17 protein-coding genes and 1 pseudogene are annotated in these 19,337 nt (G+C 72.7%); 13 read left to right on the plus strand and 5 right to left on the minus strand.

The genetic code is table 11. The features are described 5' to 3' along the window. Positions 1–24 precede the first annotated feature (24 nt). Entirely contained in the window at positions 25–1,779 is a 1,755-nt protein-coding gene (locus ACFZBP_RS12335) for an ABC transporter ATP-binding protein (RefSeq protein ID WP_383443023.1), read from the plus strand. Between the two features lie 25 nt (positions 1,780–1,804). Here ACFZBP_RS12335 and ACFZBP_RS12340 read toward each other — a convergent pair whose 3' ends face one another. After that, complete coding sequence (locus ACFZBP_RS12340) at positions 1,805–2,650, minus strand: (2Fe-2S)-binding protein (RefSeq protein WP_391412352.1); 846 nt, start codon at positions 2,648–2,650, stop codon at positions 1,805–1,807. 204 nt (positions 2,651–2,854) lie between these two features. On the opposite strand from ACFZBP_RS12340, the gene ACFZBP_RS12345 reads away from it, so the two are divergent. From ACFZBP_RS12345 to ACFZBP_RS12385, 9 genes are all read left to right on the plus strand, one after another. Then, positions 2,855–3,847 carry an iron chelate uptake ABC transporter family permease subunit gene (locus tag ACFZBP_RS12345; protein ID WP_391413010.1) on the plus strand — a complete coding sequence of 331 codons (993 nt, stop codon included), beginning with the start codon at positions 2,855–2,857 and terminating at the stop codon, positions 3,845–3,847. Beyond that, a complete protein-coding gene (locus ACFZBP_RS12350; RefSeq protein WP_391412354.1) occupies positions 3,844–4,899 on the plus strand; it encodes an iron chelate uptake ABC transporter family permease subunit in 1,056 nt (351 codons plus the stop codon). Before ACFZBP_RS12345 ends, ACFZBP_RS12350 begins: the two co-directional genes overlap by 4 nt. A 136-nt stretch (positions 4,900–5,035) precedes the next feature. Beyond that, complete coding sequence (locus ACFZBP_RS12355) at positions 5,036–5,857, plus strand: ATP-binding cassette domain-containing protein (RefSeq protein WP_391412357.1); 822 nt, start codon at positions 5,036–5,038, stop codon at positions 5,855–5,857. 27 nt (positions 5,858–5,884) lie between these two features. After that, complete coding sequence (locus ACFZBP_RS12360; protein ID WP_391412360.1) at positions 5,885–6,904, plus strand: ABC transporter substrate-binding protein; 1,020 nt, start codon at positions 5,885–5,887, stop codon at positions 6,902–6,904. A gap of 89 nt (positions 6,905–6,993) precedes the next feature. Then, positions 6,994–8,169 (plus strand): ATP-grasp domain-containing protein, encoded by a 1,176-nt coding sequence (locus tag ACFZBP_RS12365; protein ID WP_391412362.1) that lies wholly within the window; start codon positions 6,994–6,996, stop codon positions 8,167–8,169. After that, entirely contained in the window at positions 8,166–9,818 is a 1,653-nt protein-coding gene (locus ACFZBP_RS12370; RefSeq protein ID WP_391412364.1) for an IucA/IucC family protein, read from the plus strand. Before ACFZBP_RS12365 ends, ACFZBP_RS12370 begins: the two co-directional genes overlap by 4 nt. Then, positions 9,815–11,008, plus strand: coding sequence for an MFS transporter (locus tag ACFZBP_RS12375; protein ID WP_391412366.1), 1,194 nt, complete (start codon positions 9,815–9,817; stop codon positions 11,006–11,008). The genes ACFZBP_RS12370 and ACFZBP_RS12375 overlap by 4 nt, the downstream gene beginning before the upstream one ends. After that, positions 11,008–12,753, plus strand: a complete 1,746-nt coding sequence (locus ACFZBP_RS12380; protein ID WP_391412368.1) for an IucA/IucC family protein — start codon at positions 11,008–11,010, stop codon at positions 12,751–12,753. The genes ACFZBP_RS12375 and ACFZBP_RS12380 overlap by 1 nt, the downstream gene beginning before the upstream one ends. Further along, the gene (locus ACFZBP_RS12385) at positions 12,750–13,949 is read left to right on the plus strand and encodes a type III PLP-dependent enzyme (protein ID WP_391412370.1); all 1,200 of its coding nucleotides are present in this window, start codon (positions 12,750–12,752) and stop codon (positions 13,947–13,949) included. The genes ACFZBP_RS12380 and ACFZBP_RS12385 overlap by 4 nt, the downstream gene beginning before the upstream one ends. Positions 13,950–14,037: 88 nt before the next feature. On the opposite strand, the gene ACFZBP_RS12390 is transcribed toward ACFZBP_RS12385, so the two are convergent. Then, positions 14,038–14,280 (minus strand): hypothetical protein, encoded by a 243-nt coding sequence (locus tag ACFZBP_RS12390; protein ID WP_391412372.1) that lies wholly within the window; start codon positions 14,278–14,280, stop codon positions 14,038–14,040. A gap of 169 nt (positions 14,281–14,449) precedes the next feature. Here ACFZBP_RS12390 and ACFZBP_RS12395 point away from each other — a divergent pair, with 169 nt between their 5' ends. Continuing rightward, a complete protein-coding gene (locus ACFZBP_RS12395; RefSeq protein ID WP_391412373.1) occupies positions 14,450–14,815 on the plus strand; it encodes a nuclear transport factor 2 family protein in 366 nt (121 codons plus the stop codon). A 105-nt stretch (positions 14,816–14,920) separates the two neighbouring features. On the opposite strand, the gene ACFZBP_RS12400 is transcribed toward ACFZBP_RS12395, so the two are convergent. Beyond that, the gene (locus ACFZBP_RS12400) at positions 14,921–16,093 is read right to left on the minus strand and encodes an alanine--tRNA ligase-related protein (RefSeq protein ID WP_391413012.1); all 1,173 of its coding nucleotides are present in this window, start codon (positions 16,091–16,093) and stop codon (positions 14,921–14,923) included. Positions 16,094–16,419: 326 nt separating this feature from the next. Here ACFZBP_RS12400 and ACFZBP_RS12405 point away from each other — a divergent pair, with 326 nt between their 5' ends. Both ACFZBP_RS12405 and ACFZBP_RS12410 read left to right on the plus strand, forming a co-directional pair. Continuing rightward, the gene (locus ACFZBP_RS12405) at positions 16,420–17,466 is read left to right on the plus strand and encodes a YhjD/YihY/BrkB family envelope integrity protein (RefSeq protein ID WP_391412375.1); all 1,047 of its coding nucleotides are present in this window, start codon (positions 16,420–16,422) and stop codon (positions 17,464–17,466) included. A gap of 63 nt (positions 17,467–17,529) precedes the next feature. After that, positions 17,530–17,778 (plus strand): annotated as a pseudogene (locus tag ACFZBP_RS12410) (bifunctional 5,10-methylene-tetrahydrofolate dehydrogenase/5,10-methylene-tetrahydrofolate cyclohydrolase); the annotation flags it as partial. Positions 17,779–17,787: 9 nt separating this feature from the next. Here ACFZBP_RS12410 and ACFZBP_RS12415 read toward each other — a convergent pair. Both ACFZBP_RS12415 and ACFZBP_RS12420 read right to left on the minus strand, forming a co-directional pair. Next, positions 17,788–18,768, minus strand: coding sequence for a CU044_5270 family protein (locus ACFZBP_RS12415; RefSeq protein WP_391412377.1), 981 nt, complete (start codon positions 18,766–18,768; stop codon positions 17,788–17,790). Next, a complete protein-coding gene (locus ACFZBP_RS12420; protein ID WP_383442977.1) occupies positions 18,761–19,294 on the minus strand; it encodes an RNA polymerase sigma factor in 534 nt (177 codons plus the stop codon). Before ACFZBP_RS12420 ends, ACFZBP_RS12415 begins: the two co-directional genes overlap by 8 nt. Positions 19,295–19,337: the final 43 nt, after the last annotated feature.

The raw sequence follows: 19,337 nt of genomic DNA on the forward strand, positions 1-19,337 counted from the left end.
TCCGTCCCACCTCGGAGGAGCCCCGTGAGCATCGCAGCGACCGAACCCGCCCCACCCACCTGGCGGCTGCTCCTGGGCTACGTCCGCCCGCACCGGTGGACCCTGCTGGCGGGCGCCGTGCTCTCGCTGGTCACGGGCGCGACCGGGCTGCTGCTGCCGCTGGTGGCCCGGGAGTTGATCGACGACCTGTCCCACGACCGGGCCATCACCGGGGCGCTGCTGATCATGTCCGGGCTGGTCGTGGCGAACGCGGCGCTCGGCGCGCTGGGTTCGTACGTGCTGCGGCGCACCGCCGAGTCGGTGGTGCTCGGCGCGCGGCGTGCCCTGTCGTCGTATCTGCTGCGGCTGCGCATCACCGCCGTGGACCGCAGCGAGCCGGGCGATCTGATGGCCCGCATCACGTCGGACACGACGCTGCTGCGCGAGGTCACCACCGACTCGCTCGTGGGCCTGGGCACCGGAGGGCTCACCCTCGTGGCCACGGTGGCCATGATGGGTCTGGTGGATCCGGTGCTGCTGCTGGTGACACTCGGTGTGATCCTGGCCGCCGGCACGATCCTCGGCGTGATCGTGCCGCGCATCAACCGGGCCAGCCGGCAGGCGCAGGACGCGGTCGGGGTGATGGGGGCCTCGCTGGAGCGGATCCTCGGCGCGCTGCGCACGGTGAAGGCCTCGGGCGCCGAGCACCGGGAGGAACGGACCCTGCACGAGGCGGCCGAGGAGTCGTGGCGTCAGAGCGTGCGGGCCGCCAAGTGGTCGGCGGCCGCGGGCAACACGGCCGGGCTCGCCATGCAGATCGCGTTCATCACGGTGCTCGCGGTGGGCGGGGCGCGGGTGGCGACGGGGGCGATCGACGTCGGCACGCTGGTCGCCTTCCTGCTGTACGTCTTCTATCTGATGTCGCCGATCCAGCAGGTGGTCGGCGCGATCACGCAGTACCAGACGGGTTCGGCGGCGCTCGCGCGGATCCAGGAGGCGCTGCGGCTGCCCGCCGAACCGGCCGCCGCGCCCGCGCCGTTGCCCGCCGCCGGGGCGGAGCCGGCCGCGCTGGCCTTCGAGGACGTCCGTTTCCGGTACGCCGACGATCTGCCGTACGTCCACCACGGGGTGACGTTCGCCGTGCCCGCACAGGGCATGACCGCGTTCGTCGGTCCGTCGGGCGCGGGCAAGACCACGGTGTTCTCCCTCATCGAGCGGTTCTACGACCCCGAGGCCGGCACCATCACGCTCGACGGGCGGGACCTGGCGGACTGGGAGCTGCCGCGGCTGCGGTCCGCGATCGGCTATGTGGAGCAGGACGCGCCGGTCCTGTCGGGTTCGCTGCGCGCCAACCTGCTGCTCGGCAACCCGGAAGCGGCCGACGACGCCCTCACGCGCGTGTTGAAGACGACCCGTCTCGACGGCCTGGTCGCGCGGCTGCCCGACGGTCTGGACACGCTGGTCGGCCATCGCGGCACCAAGCTGTCCGGCGGCGAGCGTCAGCGTGTCGCCATCGCCCGCGCCCTGCTGCGCCGCCCCCGGCTGCTGCTCCTGGACGAGGCCACCTCGCAGCTGGACGCGGTGAACGAGGCGGCGCTGCGCGACACGGTCGCCGACGTGGCCCGTACGACCACGGTCCTGGTCGTCGCGCACCGGCTGTCCACGGTGACGATGGCCGACCGGATCGTGGTGATGGACGCGGGCCGGGTGCGCGCGGTGGGCACGCATCGCGAACTCGTGGCGTCCGACCCCCTGTACGCGGAGCTGGCGGCTACTCAGTTCCTGGCGACGGCCGAGTGATCCGTCGGCGGGGGTGCGGGGGCGGTCAGTCCTGGAGCCTGCGCAGCCGCTCCGTGTCGCAGGTGCGCGGGCAGGTGGAGCACGCCTCGGCCGGGCGGATCGTGTAGTACATGCAGCAGCCGGCGCGGGTGCGGGTGGGGTGCCGGTGGCCGTCGGCGGTCGTCAGATGGCGGAAGTCGGCGCCGCCCGGGTAGGGGGCGACACTCTTCGGCAGCAGTTCGGTGGCCGCCCGTACGGCGTCGTCCTCGCGGCCCAGGGTCCGGCCGAGGTACCAGATGCCGGAGACCAGGTCATCGGCGACCATGCCCCACAGGGCGCGTGAGCGGCGTCGTGTGACGGGGCCGATCGCGTCCAGGAGCGGACCCATGTGATCGGCGACGGCCGCGCGCAACTCGGCGCGCAGGGCCTCCTCGTGAGGAATCGTCAGCACGCCGGGGAGCGTGGCCGCCGGATCGTCGGCCAGACAGGCGAGGTCGCTGCCGGGTGTCAGGGTGAACTCGGCCGTGGCGAGGTCGAGGCGCAGGTCCTCGGGCCGGATCCGGGGCACCCGGCGGGCCAGGTACCAGGGTCCGCTCATGAGGAGCGCGACGGACCAGGCGTAGTCGTGCAGCGCGCGGGAGGCGGCGACGTCGCGGCGCGGAACGGTTCCGTGGCGATCGTGAATCCGGTTCGCCTCCGCCGCCACGAACGCGTCGAGCACGGCCTCGTCCTTCACCAGGTCCGCCGCCGACACGCCCGCCGCGCCCTCCTGGGCGCCGGGCGCGGCGACCCGCACGGTCAGGACGTCACAGAGGCCGGTCAGTCGCGTGAAGTCATGACGGAGCGTACGCGCGACGGCGCCGGGCGGCGGGATCGTGAGGGCCACGGGCATCGGCGCTCCTGGGCGGTTGCAGCGAAAAGCGAAGCAGGTAAGGCTTACCTTACACTCGCGATCAAGGGGAAATCCCAGGTGAACCCCGTGCGGTTGATCGACTATCGCGCACATCACAGTGATCTCACAGCAGTTGAAACGTAAAGCAAGCCTAACCTAAGCTCACGGCTTGTGACTGCGACCCAACGGGGCGCACCGACCGGTGTGGCCTTCCGTGCCTTCAGGCACATACCGCTCTTCCTCACCGGCCTCGCCGCCCTGACCCTCTGCACCGCGCTGAGCCTCGCCCTCGGCGCCCGGTCCGTGCCCCTGGGCACGGTGGTGGACGCGCTCCTCGGCAATGTTCACGGGCGCGAGGCCCTGGTGGTGACCGGACTGCGCCTGCCGCGCACCGTCATCGGGCTCGCGGTAGGCGCCGCGCTCGGGGTCGCGGGCGCGGTCGCCCAGGGCATCACCCGCAATCCCCTCGCCTCGCCGACGACGCTCGGCATCAACGCGGGCGCCGGTTTCGCGGTCGTCGTCGCCATCTTCACGCTGGGTCTCAACAGCCCCGCCCAGTACGTGTGGTTCGCGTTCGCCGGCGCGGCCGGGGCCGCCCTGTTCGCGCAGGCGCTGGCCCGCCGTGCCGGGGACATCGACCCCGTACGGCTGGCGCTCGGCGGCACCGTGCTCCAACTCGTGCTGCTGTCCTGGACGTCGGCCGTGATGCTGATGAACCAGCGCACCCTGGACGAGGCCCGCTTCTGGCTGGCCGGATCCCTGTCCGGGCGCACCCTCGACGTCCTGTGGCCGGTCCTGCCGACCCTGCTGCTAGGCCTGGTCGTCGCACTCGCCGTCTCCCCCGCCCTCAACGCCCTTGCCCTGGGCGACGATTCGGCCCAGGCGCTCGGGGTGCCGGTCGCCCGGATCCGGCTGGCGGGCGGCATCGCGGTCGTCCTGCTCGCCGGATCGGCGGTCGCGGTGGCCGGCCCGGTCGCCTTCATCGGCCTGGCCGCCCCTCATCTCGTACGCCCCCTCCTCGGCGGTGACCACCGACTGCTGGTCCCCGGCTGCCTGATCGCCGGCCCGCTCCTGCTGCTCTCGGCGGATGTGCTCGGCCGGATGGTGATCCGGCCCTCGGAACTGGAGGTCGGCATCGTGACCGCGTTCCTGGGGGCGCCCCTGCTGGCGCTGCTGGCCCGGAGGGTGGCCCGATGAGCGCCGCGGTCGTGCCCCCGCGTACGAAGTCCCCGTCGCCGTCCCGGGCCCGGGTCAGGCGCCGCGTCCTGCTGTTCGCCGCGACCGGTCTGGCCCTGCTGTTCGTGCTGCTCACCGTGTCCCTGACGATCGGTGAGATGCCGATGCCCGCGGGCACGGCGCTGCGCGCGCTGGTCGGGCTCGGGGATCCGGGTGACGTGCTGGTGGTGCAGCAGTTCCGGGCGCCGCGGACGGTGGCGGCGATCTTCGCCGGTGCCGGGCTCGGCGCTGCGGGATGCGTGCTGCAACGGCTGTTCCGCAACCCGCTCGCCTCCCCGGACGTCATGGGCATCACGGGCGGCGCCTCGCTCGGCGCGGTCGCGCTGATCGCCGCCGGGGCCTCGCAGGCGCTGATCCCGGTCGGGGCGCTCGTCGGCGGACTGCTCGCGGCCCTGCTGCTAGGCGTGTTCGCCTGGGGTTCGGGACTCACGGTCACCCGGCTGGTACTCACCGGCCTCGCCGTACAGGCTGGTCTCGCCGCCGCCGTGAACCTGATGATCGTGCGCTTCCCGGCCGAACTCGCCGGATCCTCGCTGCAGTGGATATCCGGTTCGGTGTACGGGCGAACCTGGACCGAGGTCTGGGGAGCGGGCGGCGCGATGGTGCTCGCGCTCGCCGCCGCGCTGGTGATGAACCGTCAGTTGGCCGTGCTGGACCTCGGGGACGACTCGGCAGGCGCGCTCGGGCTGCGTACCCACCGTGCCCGGCTCCAACTGCTCGTCCTCGCGGTCGTGTTGGCCTCGCTGGCGGCGGCGCTCGCCGGGCCGGTGACGTTCGTGGCGCTGGCCGTCCCGCACATCGTGCGGTTCGTCACCGGGCCGCCGACCGCTGCGTCGCTTGCGTTGGCCGGGCTCACCGGAGCGGTGCTGTTGCTGGCCTCCGACCTGGTGGTGCAGCACCTTCTGCCGGTCGAGGGACTGCCGGTCGGGGCGGTTACGGCCACGTTGGGGGCGCCCTGGCTGTTGGTGTTGATGCTGCGGCAGAGTTCGCCCGTCCAGAGGAGCCAAGGATGACCGGCGCTCCGCTGGGAAGGCCGCGATGGGGCATCGTTCGGCCGCGGCGCCGTTGTGGCTGGTCGCGCAGTTCCCCGCGCCCCTTGAGGGCGTCACCTCCCCCGCATGAACATCCCACCGGCCTTCAGGAGCCCGCATGCCCGTGACCGCCAATCAGCTCTCCACGCAGGGGCTCGATCTGCGCTATGGCGATCGGACCGTGGTCGGTGGGCTCGATCTGACGTTGCCGGGCGGTGCCGTCACGGCCATTGTCGGGCCCAACGCCTGTGGGAAGTCGACCCTGTTGCGCGGGCTGAGCCGGCTGCTGGCGCCGGCCGCCGGCAGTGTGACGCTGGACGGTGCCGACATCCACCGCATGTCGGCGCGGGCGCTGGCGCTGCGGATGGGGCTGCTGCCGCAGCAGCCGGTGACGCCGGAGGCGATCACCGTGGAGGCGCTGGTGCGGTTGGGCCGGTATCCGCACCAGCGGCTGCTGAGCCCCTGGTCGGCCGCCGACCAGAGGGCCGTCGACGAGGCCCTGGAGCGCACCGGCACCGCTGCCCTGCGCGACCACCCCGTCGACCAGCTCTCCGGTGGTCAGCGGCAACGTGCGTGGATCGCGCTGGCGTTGGCGCAGGACACCGAGCTGCTGCTGCTCGACGAGCCCACCACCTTCCTCGACCTGCGGCACCAGCTCGACGTACTCGATCTGGTCGCCGCCCTGCACGCCGAGGCGGGCCGCACAGTGGTGATGGTGCTGCACGACCTCGGACAGGCCGCCCGCTACGCGGACCACATGGTGGTCCTCAAGGACGGCAGCCTCGCCGCCGCCGGTGCCCCGGCCGACGTCCTCGACGCGGAGCTGGTGAAGTCCGTGTTCGACGTGGACTGCCGGGTGATTCCCGACCCGGAGACCGGCACCCCGCTGGTCGTCCCCAAGAGCAGCGCCGTGCGGCGTACTTCCGCCGCTACCGCCTGATCCGTCCCCTCTCACAGAAGGACCCCCATGTTCAACCGATCTCCCCTGCGCGGAATCGGCCGGCTGATCGCCGTGCTGCTCGCCGTCGTGCTCGGTACGGCCGTCCTGGCCGCCTGCGGCAGCGAGGACTCCTCCGCCGGCAGCGACGGCGCCAAGGCCGCGGGCGACAGCTCCGCCTTCCCGCGCACGCTCAAGACCGTGATGGGCGACGTGAAGATCCCGTCCCAGCCCAAGCGGGTCGTCGTGCTCGACACGGGTGAGCTGGACGACGTCACTCTGCTCGGCATCGACCCGGTCGGCGCGGTCGCCCCGCACTTCAAGACGTCCGGCGGCTTCCCGACGTACCTCGACGGCGAGTTGAAGGACACCGTCGACGTCGGCCCGCTGCTGGAGCCGAACCTGGAGAAGATCGCCTCGCTCGAGCCCGATCTGATCCTGTCCTCCAAGGTCCGGCACGAGAAGGTCTACGACAAGCTCAGCGCCATCGCCCCGACCGTGTTCACCGAGACCACCGGCGGTGTGTGGAAGGCGAACCTGAAGGTCCACGCCGAGGCGCTGGGTCTGGAGAAGGAGGCCGCGGCCAAGCTGAAGGAGTACGAGACACAGGCCAAGGCGCTCGGTGAGGCCGTGAAGAAGAAGGACGGCGGCACCATGCCGACCGTGTCCGTGGTCCGCTTCATCGCCGGTCCGACCCGTCTGTACCAGACCAACTCCTACAGCGGCGTCGTCCTGAACGACATCGGCTTCCAGCGGCCCAAGTCGCAGATCTCGAACGACCCCGAGGTCACGATGAAGGACGTCAGCCCGGAGGAGATCGACCAGGCCGACGCCGACCTGATCTTCGTCACCGCCGCCGACGCCGAGGACAAGACCCAGAAGAAGCAGGTCGTCTCCAACCCGGTGTGGAAGGACCTCCCGGCCGTGAAGGACGGCAAGGTCTTCGAGGTCCCGGACGAGACGTGGATGTCCGGCATCGGCGTCCAGGCCGCCGAGGAGATGCTCAAGGACGTGGCGAAGGCCACCGGCGTGGAGCTCCCGGCGAAGTAGCGGCCGCCGACCCCTCAGGGGCGGGCCGTGTCCGACCGGCCGGCCCGCCCCTCGACCCCCCACCCGCTAGCGGAAGTTGCTCATCCGGCATGCGCCTGTACCTGCTCGCCCTCAACCCGACCGACGCCGTCACCGAGGGGTTCCTGCCCGCAGCGGCCCGGCTCGGCCTGGACGTCACCGTCCTCACCGACCAGCCCGCCGCCCACCGTGAGGTCTACCCGGACGTCGACATCCTGGAGTGCGACGTCCGTGATTTCCGGGCCGTGATCACCCGCGTCTCGACGCACCACGAGCCCGACGCCGTCTTCACCAACAGCGACCACCTCCAGACCCAGGCCGCCCTGGCCGCCGCCTACTTCAACCTCCCCGGCAAGGACTGGCGGGCCACCCTGCGCTGCAAGGACAAGGCCGAGATGCGCCGCCGGCTCGCCGCGGCCGGCGTGGACACCGTGTGGTCGGCCGAGCTGACCGACCCGGTCGCGCCCGGCGACGCGCCGTACCCGTGTGTCGTCAAACCGCGCGAGGGCGTGGCCAGCGAGGACGTCGTCCTCGTCCACGACCCCGAGGAGCTGGTCGCGCACACCAAGGAGATCCTGGACCGCCGCCCGGGCGCGGTCCTGGTCGTCGAGGAGTACCTGCCCGGCGACCTGTTCACCCTGGAGACCCTCGGCGACGGGCACGCCCGTCATGTCCTCGGCGGCTTCCACACCGAGCTGTCGCCACCGCCGTACTTCGTCGAGGAACGCCTCACCTTCGTCCCCGCCCACCCCGAGCCGGTCGTCGCGCAGGTCCTCGAGCAGCTGGACGCGCTGGGCGTCGGGTTCGGGGCCTGTCACACCGAGTTCGTGGTGCACGAGGGGCGGGCGCGGATCATCGAGGTCAACTACCGTGCCATCGGCGACCAGTGCGACCTGTTGCTCGCCCGGCTGCTGCGGATCCCGCTCTTCGAGCACATCCTGCGTGTCCACCTCGGCGAGCCGCTCCCGGCCGACCTGGGCGTCCGCAGGGACGGCGCGGCCCGTCTGGAGTACCCGTGCGCCGACCGCGCGGGCATCCTCGTCGGCGCCCCGGCCGCCACCGAAGTGGACGTCGACGGCGTCCATCTGACGTACCGTCCGCTGCGTGCGGTGGGCGAGCGGCACGAGCTGTACCGCACCAACCGGGACTACCTCGGCGTCCTACGGGCCACCGGCACCGACCAGCCGACCGTGGACCGCGTGGTGGCCGACTTCCTGGCCGAGCGGCGCTGGGAGATCCAGCCGTGACCGCGCCGGACGCCGCCGAGGCGGAACTCCTCACCCGGGTGCTGAGCGCTCTTTTGCGCGAGGACGTGGTCGGTCTGCGCACCCGGAGCACGCCGGTCCACCAGCAGGACGGGCCCTGGCTGCGGCTCCCCGCGGAACAGGACGCCCTGCTGCTGCCGGTCGCCGAGGACGGCTTCCAGTGCGTGTACGCCGCCCGGCGGCCGCTCCTCGTGCGCGAGTCGGACGGCGTGGAGCTGACCTCGTACGAGAGCGTGCTGGGCGCACTGCGTGAGCTCGCCGATCCCGAGGACCGGGGCGGCTTCGACGCGTTCGCCGAAGAGTGCCGGCAGACGCTGGCGACCGTGCGGCTGCACGCGGCGACACGGGCGGAGGTCATGGCCCGGCTCACGGACGGTCCCGGTCTCGGCGGCGGCCTGGTGTACGACACGCTCGCCGCCCGCCACGACCACCCCGTGTACCCGACGGCGCGCGGCCGGTCGGGGCTGACCGAGGAGCAGCTGCGCGCGTACGCCCCGGAGTTCCGCCCGCGGTTCGCGCTGCGCTGGCTCGCCGTGCCCCGGGACGAGGTCGTCCTCGCGGGCAAGCTGCCGGAGTTCTGGCCGACGCCCGACACGCTGGGGCTGGCCGGCCTGCGGGACACGCATGTGACGCTGCCCGTGCATCCGCTCACGGTCGACGCCCTGCCCGCCGGCACCGTACTGGCCGACCGCACCTGTCTGGACGTCGTACCGACGCTGTCCATGCGGACCGTGGCCACGGTCGAGGACCCGTCCATGCACCTCAAACTTCCGCTGGCCACCGCGACGTTGGGGCTGCGCAACAAGCGGACCATCAAGCCGGGCACGCTGGTCGACGGAGCGGTGGGCCAGCGACTGCTGGAAGCCGTGATCGCCCGCGAGCCCCGCTTCCGGGAGACGGTCCTGCACGCCGACGAGACGACGTACGCCCACGCCGGGCACGAGCTGCTGGCCGTGCTGTGCCGCCGCTATCCGGCCGGGCTCGACGACTGCACGGTGGTGCCGCTGGCAGCGCTGCCGGCCGAGGCGCCGGACGGCCGCCCGGTGATCGAGGGGCTCGCCGACCGCTTCTACGGCGGTGACCCGCTCGCCCTGCTGGACGCGGCCCTCACCCTGCTGTTCGACTGGCAGACCACCCTGTTCGGCTTCGGCATCGCCCTGGAGTCGCACCAGCAGAACGTCTCGCTGGTGCTGCGGCCGGGCAGTCTGCGGCTGCTGTTCAAGGACAACGACGGGCCGCGCGTCAACACCGCACGACTGGACGCCCGGCTGCCGGGTCCGTGGGCCTTCGACGACGGGCGGATCCTCGGTACGGACGACGGTCCGGTCGCCGACGTGTTCACCACCATCACCGTGCATCTGTGCGCGGGCGCCTACGCGTTCGGGCTCCCCCGGTACCGGCGGGCGCTGCTGGATCTCGTCCGGGACCGGCTGACGGAGGCCGTCGACCGGCTCGGCGGCGACGCGGCGGACGTGCTGCGGGCCCGTGTGCTGGACGCCGCGCAGCTGCCGGTGAAGGCGATGGTGTCGGCCGGGACGCTGCTGTCCAAGGAGCGGTCGGGCGCGGCGGACATCAACAAGCACTACACGAGCGGACCCAACTACCTTCTGCGCAACGGGAGTTCGACATGAGCGCGCAGACGCTGCGGATACCGAGGTCGGACTTCGGGCGCGGGCATGTGCACGCGGTGGCGGGCTGCTACTTCGTGGCGTCGTTCGCCGCGCTCGGACTGCCGCCGTATCTCACCGAGATCCTGCCGGAGCTCGGTGACCGTGAGGCCCGCTGGGCGGGTGTGCTCTATGTGGTGCCGACGGTGTTCGGTGCGCTCGGGGCACCGCTGTGGGGGCGGCTCGCGGACCGCTTCGGCCGCAAACGGCTGCTGCTGCGCGCCCAGTTGGGGCTCGCGGTGTCGTTCCTGCTGGCGGGCTGGGCGGACTCGCTGGCCATGTTCACGGTGGCGCTGGTCCTCCAGGGCATCCTGGGCGGTACGTTCGCCGCGTCCAACGGCTATCTGGGCGCGGCCCTGGAAGGTCCGGCGCTGTCCAAGGCGCTCACCCTGATGCAGGGCAGCGCCCGGGCCGCGCTGGTCGCCGCTCCGATCGTGGTGGGCGCCCTGTCGGGCTGGCTGTCCCCGCACCGGCAGTACGCCCTGCTCGCCGTACTGCCGTTGACGGCGGCCCTGCTGCTGGCCGCGCTGCCGGAGCCGGCCCCGGCCGGGCCGCCACGGCGGGAGCCCGAGACCGCGGTGACCCAGGCGCCGGCGCGGGTGTCGCTCCGGGGTCTGTTCGCGCTGGAGTTCGCCTTCGTGTTCTCCACGGTCATCTCCTTCCCGTATCTCATCGAGCTCGTCGACGAGCGCCTCCCCGGCACCTCGCCGACCGTGACCGGTGTCCTCTTCGCGCTGCCCCACCTGTGCTACCTGGTGTCGGCGCTGACGGTGCACTCCGTCTTCCGGGACCGTCCACGGGCCGGTCTCGCACTCGGCTTCACCTGTATCGCGCTCGGACTCGCCGGGCACGGGATCGCCGACTCGCTGCCCACGCTGATCGCCGTACGACTGCTGCTGGGTGCGGGGCTCACCCTCGGCCTGGTCTGTCTGTCTGTGCTGGCCGCCGACTGCGCCAAGGGCCGCTCGCCCGGCCGGATGTTCGGGTCGCTGGAGCTCTTCTCCAAGGCCGGCGCGGTCGTCGCCGGCGTGACCGCGGCGGCGGGCAGCGCCCGTTACGGACCGGCCGCACCCGTGCTGATCGGCGGTGCGGCGGCCGCCGTCGCCGCCGCCCTCCTCCCCACACTGCACTTGCGCACCCGCTGGAGCCACTGATGCCCTCCCTGACCGACTCGCTCCATGAGCAGGGCCGTACCCCCGCCGCTCGCGCCGAACTGCCCACCGCGGACGAGGCGGTGGCCCACACCCTTCTCAACTGCCTGCTGCGGGAGGTGTCGGCGCCCGAGCACCAGTCCGTCGTCGCGGACGGCCGGCTGCTGCTGCGGCTGCCCCGCCGCGGCGTCCTACTGCGGGTGGCGCTGCGCCGCACGTCACTGCTCGGGGCGCACCGGTTCACCGGCCCGGTGGAGGAACAGCGGGACGGCGCGTGGGACGCGGTGGACTGGCGGCGCCTCGCCGAGTACACCCATGACGAGCTGGCCCTGCGGACGGGGGTGCGCAACGAGGAGTTCCTGGAGCAGATCGCCTCCAGCCACGAGGCCGTCGACACCGCCCTCACCGGCATCCGGCCGACGGGCCCCACGGACAACCGTCTCTCCACCTACCTGCGGTCCGAGCAGTCCCTCGTCTTCGGCCACCGTTTCCACCCCACGCCGAAGGCCCGCACGGGCGATCCGCGCGCCTGGTCCACGTACGCCCCCGAGGCCGCCGCCTCCTTCCCGCTGCGGCATCTCGCCGTCCGCGCCGACCTGATCGCCGAGGAGTACGCCGACCCGTCGGCCCTCACCCCGCTGGACCGGCAGCGCACGGACGTCCCGGACGGCTACCGTTTGCTGCCCACCCACCCCTGGCAGTACGAGACGCTCCGCGAGCACCCCCTGCTGCGCGCCGCCCTGGAGCGCGGCGACGTCCTGGACCTCGGTCTGGGCGGGCAGCCGTTCGCCGCCACCGCGTCGGTGCGCACGCTGTACGACGGGGAGACCTTCCTGAAGTTCAGTCTGAACGTGCGGATCACCAACTGCCTGCGCAAGAACAGCAGTTATGAGCTGTCCGGCGCCGTCGCCCTGACCCGCGTCCTGGCCCCGGCACTGGCCGACCTGGCCGAGCGCTTCCCCGGCAACGCCATGCTGCGCGAGCCCGCCTACCGCACGCTGGCCCTCCCCGGCCCCGACGGCACACCGGACCGCGCACTGTTCGAGGGCTTCGGCGTCATCGTCCGCGAGGGCCTGCCCCGGCGGCTGGCGCCGGGCGCCACTCCCCTGCTGGCGGCCGCCGTCGCCGACGAGTACCCGACCGGTCCGGCACATCTCTCGCGTCTCCTCGCCGGGGCGGACGAACAGACGGCCCTCGACTGGTGGACCGCCTACCTCGACCTGCTGCTCCCGCCCGTCCTGGCCGCCTACTTCGACCACGGTCTGGTCCTGGAACCGCACCTGCAGAACGTCCTGATCTGTGTCGACGGCGAGGGCCGGCCCGTCCAGGTGCTCTTCCGCGACCTGGAGGGCACCAAGCTGGTCCCCGACCACCACGAGGACACCCTCGGCGCGCTGCCGCCCGAGGTCGCGGGCCCCCTGACGTACGACGCGCAGCGCGGCTGGGACCGCGTCGTGTACTGCCTGCTGGTCAACCATGTCGCCGAGGTGCTGGCCGCCCTCGCCGACCTGCACCCCCGGGCGGAGGCCGCGCTGTGGGGCCGGGTGCGTGACACGCTGCGGGCGTACTCCGAGCGGTTCGGCTGCCCGCCACGGCTGGCGGCCCTGCTCGCCGGGGTGCCGCTGCCCGCCAAGGCCAACCTCCTCACCCGCTGGGAGCGCAAGGCCGACCGGGAGGCGGGCTACGTCCGGCTGCCGTCGCCGCTCGCCGAGGACATCCAGCGCGACCTGCCCGGAGGCACCCGATGACCCGGCCGACACCCCCGGTCCGCGACCGGATCCTGTCCCTGCCGTCCACCGAACTACCGGCATACGTCTACGACTTGGCGTCCCTGCGCGACCACGCCTGTGCCGTCCGGGACGCCCTGCCCGAGCGGGTCGAGCTGTACTACGCCGCCAAGGCCAACCCGGAACCGCAGATCCTCGCCGCGCTCGGCCCGTATGTCGACGGCTACGAGGTGTCCTCGGGCGGCGAACTCGCCCATGTCGCCCGGGCGGTGCCGGGGCGCCCGCTGGCCTTCGGCGGTCCCGGCAAGACTCCGCAGGAGGTGACGGCCGCGCTGGCAGCGGGCACCGAGCGCTTTCACGTGGAGAGCGAGTACGAGCTGCGGATGCTGGCCGAGCTGGCGCGGCGGGTGGCGCCGGGGCGGCGGGTGGCGGTGCTGCCGCGCGTCAACCTGCCGGTGGCCGACGGGTCGTTGGCGGGCAGCTCGCTCGCGATGGGCGGCCGGCCGACCCCGTTCGGCATGGATCCGGGGCGGGTCGGGCCGGTGCTCGCGGCGCTGACGGACGGCACGTATCCGCAGCTCGAACTGCGCGGCGTGCACGCCCACTTGGCCAGCGGTCTCGAGGCCCCGGCGCAGGTGGCGGTCGCCGAGTCCGTCGTCGCCTGGGCGACGGGCCTCGGAATCCGGCTCGCCGAGGTGAACGTCGGCGGGGGCATGCACGTCGACTACGGCGACCCGGAGCGCCGCTTCGACTGGGCGGCCTACGGCGAAGGGCTCGCCCGGCTCACCGAGCGGCACCCGGAGCTGACCCTGCGCATCGAGCCGGGCCGGGCGCTCACGGCGTACTGCGGCTGGTACGCCACCGAGGTGCTGGACGTGAAGCACAGCCACGGGGAGGAGTTCGCCGTCGTCCGGGGCGGCACGCACCATCTGCGGACCCCGGCGACCAAGGGGCACGACCAGCCGTGCTCCGTCCTGCCGGTGGACGCCTGGCCGCATCCGTGGCCGCGTCCGTCCGCCGAACGTGAGCCGGTCACGCTGACCGGACAGCTGTGCACCCCGAAGGACGTCCTGGCCCGCCGGGTCACGGCACCGGGTCTGCGGGCCGGGGACCGGGTGGTGTTCGCGCTGGCGGGGGCGTACGCGTGGAACATCTCGCACCACGACTTCCTGATGCACCCCCGGCCCGGCTTCCACTTCCTGGACACCAGCGGGTAGATGGCACGTCACTCTCGGCACACGCGCGAGGGCCGCCGGATCGATCCGGCGGCCCTCGGAGAACGCTCGCGGGAGCGGGGGAAGCGGCCTAACCGAGCCGGCTCAGGCCCTTGACCTGGTCGAGGTGGCTCAGGTGCTGGGAGACCGGCGGGACGCGGTGCTTGTGCCGCTCGGGGATGCCGGTCGCGGCGAGCGAGTCGAGCGTGCCGACCGGATCGATCCGGCCGGCGATCGGGGCGTCCACTTCGGCGGCCTGCGCCGTGGGTGCGGTGAGGCCGGTGAGACCGGCGGCGAGTCCAACGGCCGCGACGATACGTCGTGTTGAGATCATGTCCTCAGCAACGCGGGCGTCCGCCGCCGGACACGGCCGCGCGGCGCCGCTCACCCACCAGGCCCAGCGCACGGCTGCGCTTGCCTGCTCCGGCGCGGCGGAGGACTCTCGAAGGTGAGGCCCTCGCGGCCGCCCCCTCTTCCTGCCGCGGGCCTCGGAGGAGGTCACCATGGGCACTGCCGCACGACAATCGTTCGACACCGACATACTGCGCCGGGCCGTGGAAGGACGCACCCCGGAGACACTTCTGTCGCTGTACACGGACGACGCGGAGATCCGCGTCGTGAACCGCAACGCCCAGCCCAGCCACCCGAAGGTGCTGCACGGCCGCGACGAGATCGCGGGCATGCTCACCGATGTCTACAGCCGCGACATGACGCACAAGCTGGAGGGATGCGTGGTCCAGGGTGACCGCGCGGCCTACAGCGAGTCCTGTGAGTACGCGGACGGGGTACGCGTCCTGTCCGAGTCCATGATCACGCTGCGCGACGGCAAGATCTCCCAGCAGATCATCGTCGAGGCATGGGACGAGTAGCGGAGCAGGAGAGCACGAGCAGGCAAGGACCGGGAGGAGAGGAAGCAGCCCGAGGTCCGGGCCGACCCCGCCAGTGACCGGTGGCCGGCCCGGACCTTCCCGGCGTCAGGGCGTGCGGAGCGTCGTGACGAGGTCGCGGGGCAGCCCGTGGGTGTCGTGGAGGTACCGGTAGTCCTCGTCGCTGAGCGGGCCGGCGAACCGTGATCCGCCCAGCACCCGGCGCCCCCGCTCCAGGAGCACCCCGAACCGCCGCTCCTCGTCCAGCAGCACCTCGCGCACCGGCTCCGTCCCGCCGGGTTGCCGGAAGCGGTCCAGGGTGTGCCCGAGGAGTTCGGTCGGCAGGTCGGACAGGGTGCGTGAGGGGTCGTCGCGCCAGAGCGTGGTGAGGACGCGGCGGGTCAGCCGGCGCAGGACGTAGCCGCGGCCGGTGTGGGACGGTCGTACGCCGTCGCCGAGCACGGCGATGCCGGAGCGCAGGTGGTCGCAGACCAGGCGCAGCGACGGCTCGTCGAGGTTCCACAGCGGTGGCACGAGCCGTGTCCAGGGTTCGAAGAGGTCGCTGTCGTAGACGGAGTCATGGCCCTGGAGGACCGTGGCGAGGCGTTCGAGTCCCATGCCCGTGTCGACGTTGGGCTGTCGGAGGGGTCGGAGGCTGCCGTCCTCGAGGCGGCGGTAGCGCATGCTGACGTGGTTCCACACCTCCACCCACCGCGGGTCGGTGGTCGGGCTGCCCTGGGGCGGGGTGCCGGGGCCACCGGTCCACACGAAGATCTCCGAGTCGGGGCCGCACAGGCCGACCGGGGCGTGGGACCACCAGTTGTCGTCGCCGGTCCGCTCCACGGGCACGCCCAACTCGCGCCAGGTGTCGGACGACTCGTGGTCGGGGCCCACCTGGTCGTCTCCGCCGAAGACGGTGGCGTACATCCGCTCCGGCGGGATACCGAACCCGTCGCGGAGCAGTTCGTGGCCCAGGCGCAGGCTCCGGGTATGGCCGTAGTCGCCGAGGGACCAGGAGCCGAGCATCTCGAACACGGTCAGATGGGTGCGGTCGCCCACCTCGTCGAGGTCCGTCGTGCGCAGGCAGCGCTGGACGCCGGCCAGGCGTCGTCCCTGGGGATGCGGGCGGCCTTCCAGATAGGGCGTGAGCGGGTGCATGCCCGAGGTGGTGAACAGCACCGGGTCGGCGGGTGGGGGCAGGAGGGTGGCGCCGGTGAGGAGTTCGTGTCCGCGCTCACGGAAGTAGTCGGTGAAGGTGCGGACGATCCGGTCGGTGCTCATCGGATTGATCGTGTTCATCGGGTTGATCGTGTTCATCGCGGGTTCCTTCGGTCGTGGGACCGGAAAGAGCCGCGGAACGGGTGCGACCGGGAGGGAGAAGGGACGCACGTGCACCGGCGGTCCGTTTCCGGCCGCCGGGAGGGGTGGGATCAGGCGTCGGCAGCCGTCGAGCGGGGCGCTCGCGCGGCTGCGGAGTGGCTGTGCCTGATGACCTTCATGGGCTCGACGGTAACAGTCCGCGTCTGAACGGTCGCCGGATTTTCCGGCGCCCCGGACGCGGGTGCCGATCGCGCTTGAGCGGGCCGGGGCCGGGATACCCGGGGGACATGACCCGACTACTCAGATCCAGGCACAAGGACCAGCCGGTGCCACCGAATCCGGCGCCCGCGAGCGTCGGCCCGGATCCGCAGGTGGAGCGGCAGGCCCCGGACACGCCGAGCGAGCTGCCGAGGCGATCGTGGTGGGCGGCGCTGAAGGGCACGCTGCGGGAGTTCAAGGACGACGAGCTGACCGACCGCGCGGCGGCCCTGACCTACTACAGCGTGCTGTCGCTGTTCCCGGCCCTGCTGGTGCTGGTGTCCCTGCTCGGTCTGGTCGGCAGGTCGGCCACCGACAAGGTCCTGGAGAACATCAACGAGCTCGCGCCCGGCTCGGCCCGGGACATCCTCACCCGCGCGGTGGAGCAGTTGCAGGGCAACGGCGGCCTCGGCTCCGTCATGGCCGTCGTCGGCCTCGTCCTCGCGGTGTGGTCCGCCTCCGGCTATGTCGCGGCCTTCATCCGCACCTCGAACACCGTCTACGACATCCCCGAGGGGCGCCCGGCGTGGAAGATCCTGCCGATCCGGCTCGGTGTGACCGTCGCCCTCATGGTGCTGGCCCTGCTCAGCGCGCTGATCGTGGTCTTCACCGGCTCCCTGGCCCGGCAGGTCGGCTCCACCCTGGGCATCGGGGACACGGCCCTGACGGTCTGGTCCATCGCCAAGTGGCCGGTCCTGGCCGTTCTGGTGACCACCATGATCGCGCTCCTGTACTGGGCGGCCCCGAACGCCAAGGTGCGCGGCTTCAGGTGGATCACCCCGGGCAGCTTCCTCGCCCTGGTGATCTGGCTGGTCGCCTCGGCCGGCTTCGCGTTCTACGTCGCCAACTTCGCCTCCTACAACAAGACCTACGGCACCATGGCCGGCGTGATCGTGTTCCTGGTCTGGCTGTGGGTCGGCAACCTCGCCATCCTGCTCGGTCTGGAGTTCGACGCCGAGGCCCAGCGACAGCGCGCCATCGCCGGCGGCCACCCGCCCGACGAGGAGCCCTACGCGACACCGCGCGACACCCGCGCCTGGGACGAACAGGACCGGCGCCGCCTGCGCGAGCGCTGACGGCGGGCACGGAGCCGCTGTCCGGGGCCCGCGGCGCCTCCGTACGGCGGACCTGTCCGCGGCCTTCGGGAGGCGGACATCGTGGTCGCCGCCGGGGGGCGGGCCCGGCTGATCCGGGGGCAGGACATCAAGCCCGGAGCCGTCGTCGTCGACGCCGGTTCCAAAGCCGGGAACGTCGGCGACGTCGACATCGACTCGGCCGTCGAGCGGGCCTCGCTCATCAAGCCGGTGCCGGGCGGCGTCGGTCCGATGACGATCGCCACGCTGCTGGAGCAGACGGTGGACGCGGCCGCCCGGCAGCTCGGGGTGTGACGGGCGCGGTCAGCGCATCCAGGCGCTGTACGACATCACGTCACCGGCCTTGACGCCGTACTCCGGTTCCGCCTCGGTGAAGGTGGTCTCCAGCCCGAGTACGTCCCCGGTGGCCGGGTCCATGATCAGCATCTGGCGGGAGCCGGTCCCGTCGTACACGTACGCCTGTCCCCGCCGGCCGAGCCGGTCCGTCACCTGCCCGGCCGGTCGGAGCCCCTCGGTGTCCGCGAGCAGTTGTGCGAGGGCGGCCGACTCGCGGGCGCCGAGGGTCCAGGTGTCGAGGAGTGTCGCGACGGCGTGGAGGAGCTCGCCGGTGTTCAGCGCCGTCCTGCTGTACTCGGCCTCCTGGAGGTAGGCGCGCAGGCGCCCGAGGTCGGTGGGCGGCGGTGACTGCGGCGGGGCGTCGCTCCAACTGGGCGGATAGGTCTGCCGGCTGAGGACGTGGCCGTCCGCGACGAGTTCTCCGTCGCCGCCGAGGACCGGCCGGCCCGGGTGGCGGGGGTCGGTCGCCACGACGATCTCCGTGTGACTGTCGTCGGCGTGCCAGCGCACGATGCGCTCCTCGGGGAGCGTGATCGGCGGCTTGTCGTCGCTCATGCCCATGCTCCACGTCTGCACGTGGGTGCCCTTGCGCAGCTTCGGCGCCCCGTCCGCCGCGGCCGCCCCGGCCCGCTCGGCCAGGGTGCGCAGGGGTACGGGGGTGGAGTCGGCCTGGACGAGCAGCGGGCGGGGTGCGGCCACCGCGGGGGCGGTCGTCTGGCCGGTGAACAGCAGGGCCAGCGCGAGCGCGGCGACGACGGCCGTGGCGGCGAGGCCCCAGGCCAGCCGGGTACGGCGGCGCGGCGGGGACGGCGCGGAGATGGTGGGGCGTTCGCGCAGGAGCCGGTCGAGGTGTCGTTCGGCGTGGTGGTCGAGGGGGCCGTCGCCGAAGTGGGGGCCGTCGACCGGGACGGGGTTGGCGTGGCGCAGCAGTTCGAGTTCGTCAGCCATGGCTTCGTTCCTTGGACACGGTCGGCGGGCTCATACGGTCGATCTCGGCTCTGAGTCGGCGCCGGGCCCGGTGCAGGCGCATGGCCGCGGCCCGTCTGCCGCAGCCGAGGGCCACGGCGACCTCCTCGACGGCCAGTTCCTCCCAGGCCGTGAGCCGCAGTACCTCCTGGTCGGCCGGGGACAACCGGTCGAGCGCCTCGTGCACCCAGGCGCCCGGCGCCTCGGTGTCCGGGCTGTCCACGATGTGCCGGCCGTGCGCGGTCTCGTCGTGGCCCAGCCGGTCGACCAGGCGCCGGCGGCGTCCGTAGCCGCGTACCGCGTTCGCCAGGCAGTTGCGTGCCACGCCGTACAGCCAGGGCAGCGGGGCGGCCGGCAGGTCCGCACGGCGCCGCCAGGCGACGGTGAACACCTCCGCCACCACTTCCTCGACCTCACTCGTGCGCCCGTCCAGTCGCCGCGCGACGTAGCGGCTGACCGCCCAGTAGTGCTCGCGATAGGCAGCGGCGAAGATCTCGTCGTTGCTCATGTTCCGTTCGTGTCCGGCACCCGCCGGATCGTCACACCCGTTT

Origin of the sequence: Streptomyces sp. NPDC008086 (assembly GCF_042957325.1) — a bacterium.
GTDB lineage: Bacteria > Actinomycetota > Actinomycetes > Streptomycetales > Streptomycetaceae > Streptomyces.

Coding starts and splice junctions, on each gene's coding strand:
- ACFZBP_RS12415 (WP_391412377.1), bottom strand. CDS start 18,768: ATGGCTGACGAACTCGAACTGCTGCGCCACGCCAACCCCGTCCCGGTC.
- ACFZBP_RS12380 (WP_391412368.1), top strand. CDS start 11,008: ATGCCCTCCCTGACCGACTCGCTCCATGAGCAGGGCCGTACCCCCGCC.
- ACFZBP_RS12360 (WP_391412360.1), top strand. CDS start 5,885: ATGTTCAACCGATCTCCCCTGCGCGGAATCGGCCGGCTGATCGCCGTG.
- ACFZBP_RS12350 (WP_391412354.1), top strand. CDS start 3,844: ATGAGCGCCGCGGTCGTGCCCCCGCGTACGAAGTCCCCGTCGCCGTCC.
- ACFZBP_RS12375 (WP_391412366.1), top strand. CDS start 9,815: ATGAGCGCGCAGACGCTGCGGATACCGAGGTCGGACTTCGGGCGCGGG.
- ACFZBP_RS12355 (WP_391412357.1), top strand. CDS start 5,036: ATGCCCGTGACCGCCAATCAGCTCTCCACGCAGGGGCTCGATCTGCGC.
- ACFZBP_RS12395 (WP_391412373.1), top strand. CDS start 14,450: ATGGGCACTGCCGCACGACAATCGTTCGACACCGACATACTGCGCCGG.
- ACFZBP_RS12400 (WP_391413012.1), bottom strand. CDS start 16,093: ATGAGCACCGACCGGATCGTCCGCACCTTCACCGACTACTTCCGTGAG.
- ACFZBP_RS12385 (WP_391412370.1), top strand. CDS start 12,750: ATGACCCGGCCGACACCCCCGGTCCGCGACCGGATCCTGTCCCTGCCG.
- ACFZBP_RS12405 (WP_391412375.1), top strand. CDS start 16,420: ATGACCCGACTACTCAGATCCAGGCACAAGGACCAGCCGGTGCCACCG.
- ACFZBP_RS12390 (WP_391412372.1), bottom strand. CDS start 14,280: ATGATCTCAACACGACGTATCGTCGCGGCCGTTGGACTCGCCGCCGGT.
- ACFZBP_RS12340 (WP_391412352.1), bottom strand. CDS start 2,650: ATGCCCGTGGCCCTCACGATCCCGCCGCCCGGCGCCGTCGCGCGTACG.
- ACFZBP_RS12365 (WP_391412362.1), top strand. CDS start 6,994: ATGCGCCTGTACCTGCTCGCCCTCAACCCGACCGACGCCGTCACCGAG.
- ACFZBP_RS12420 (WP_383442977.1), bottom strand. CDS start 19,294: ATGAGCAACGACGAGATCTTCGCCGCTGCCTATCGCGAGCACTACTGG.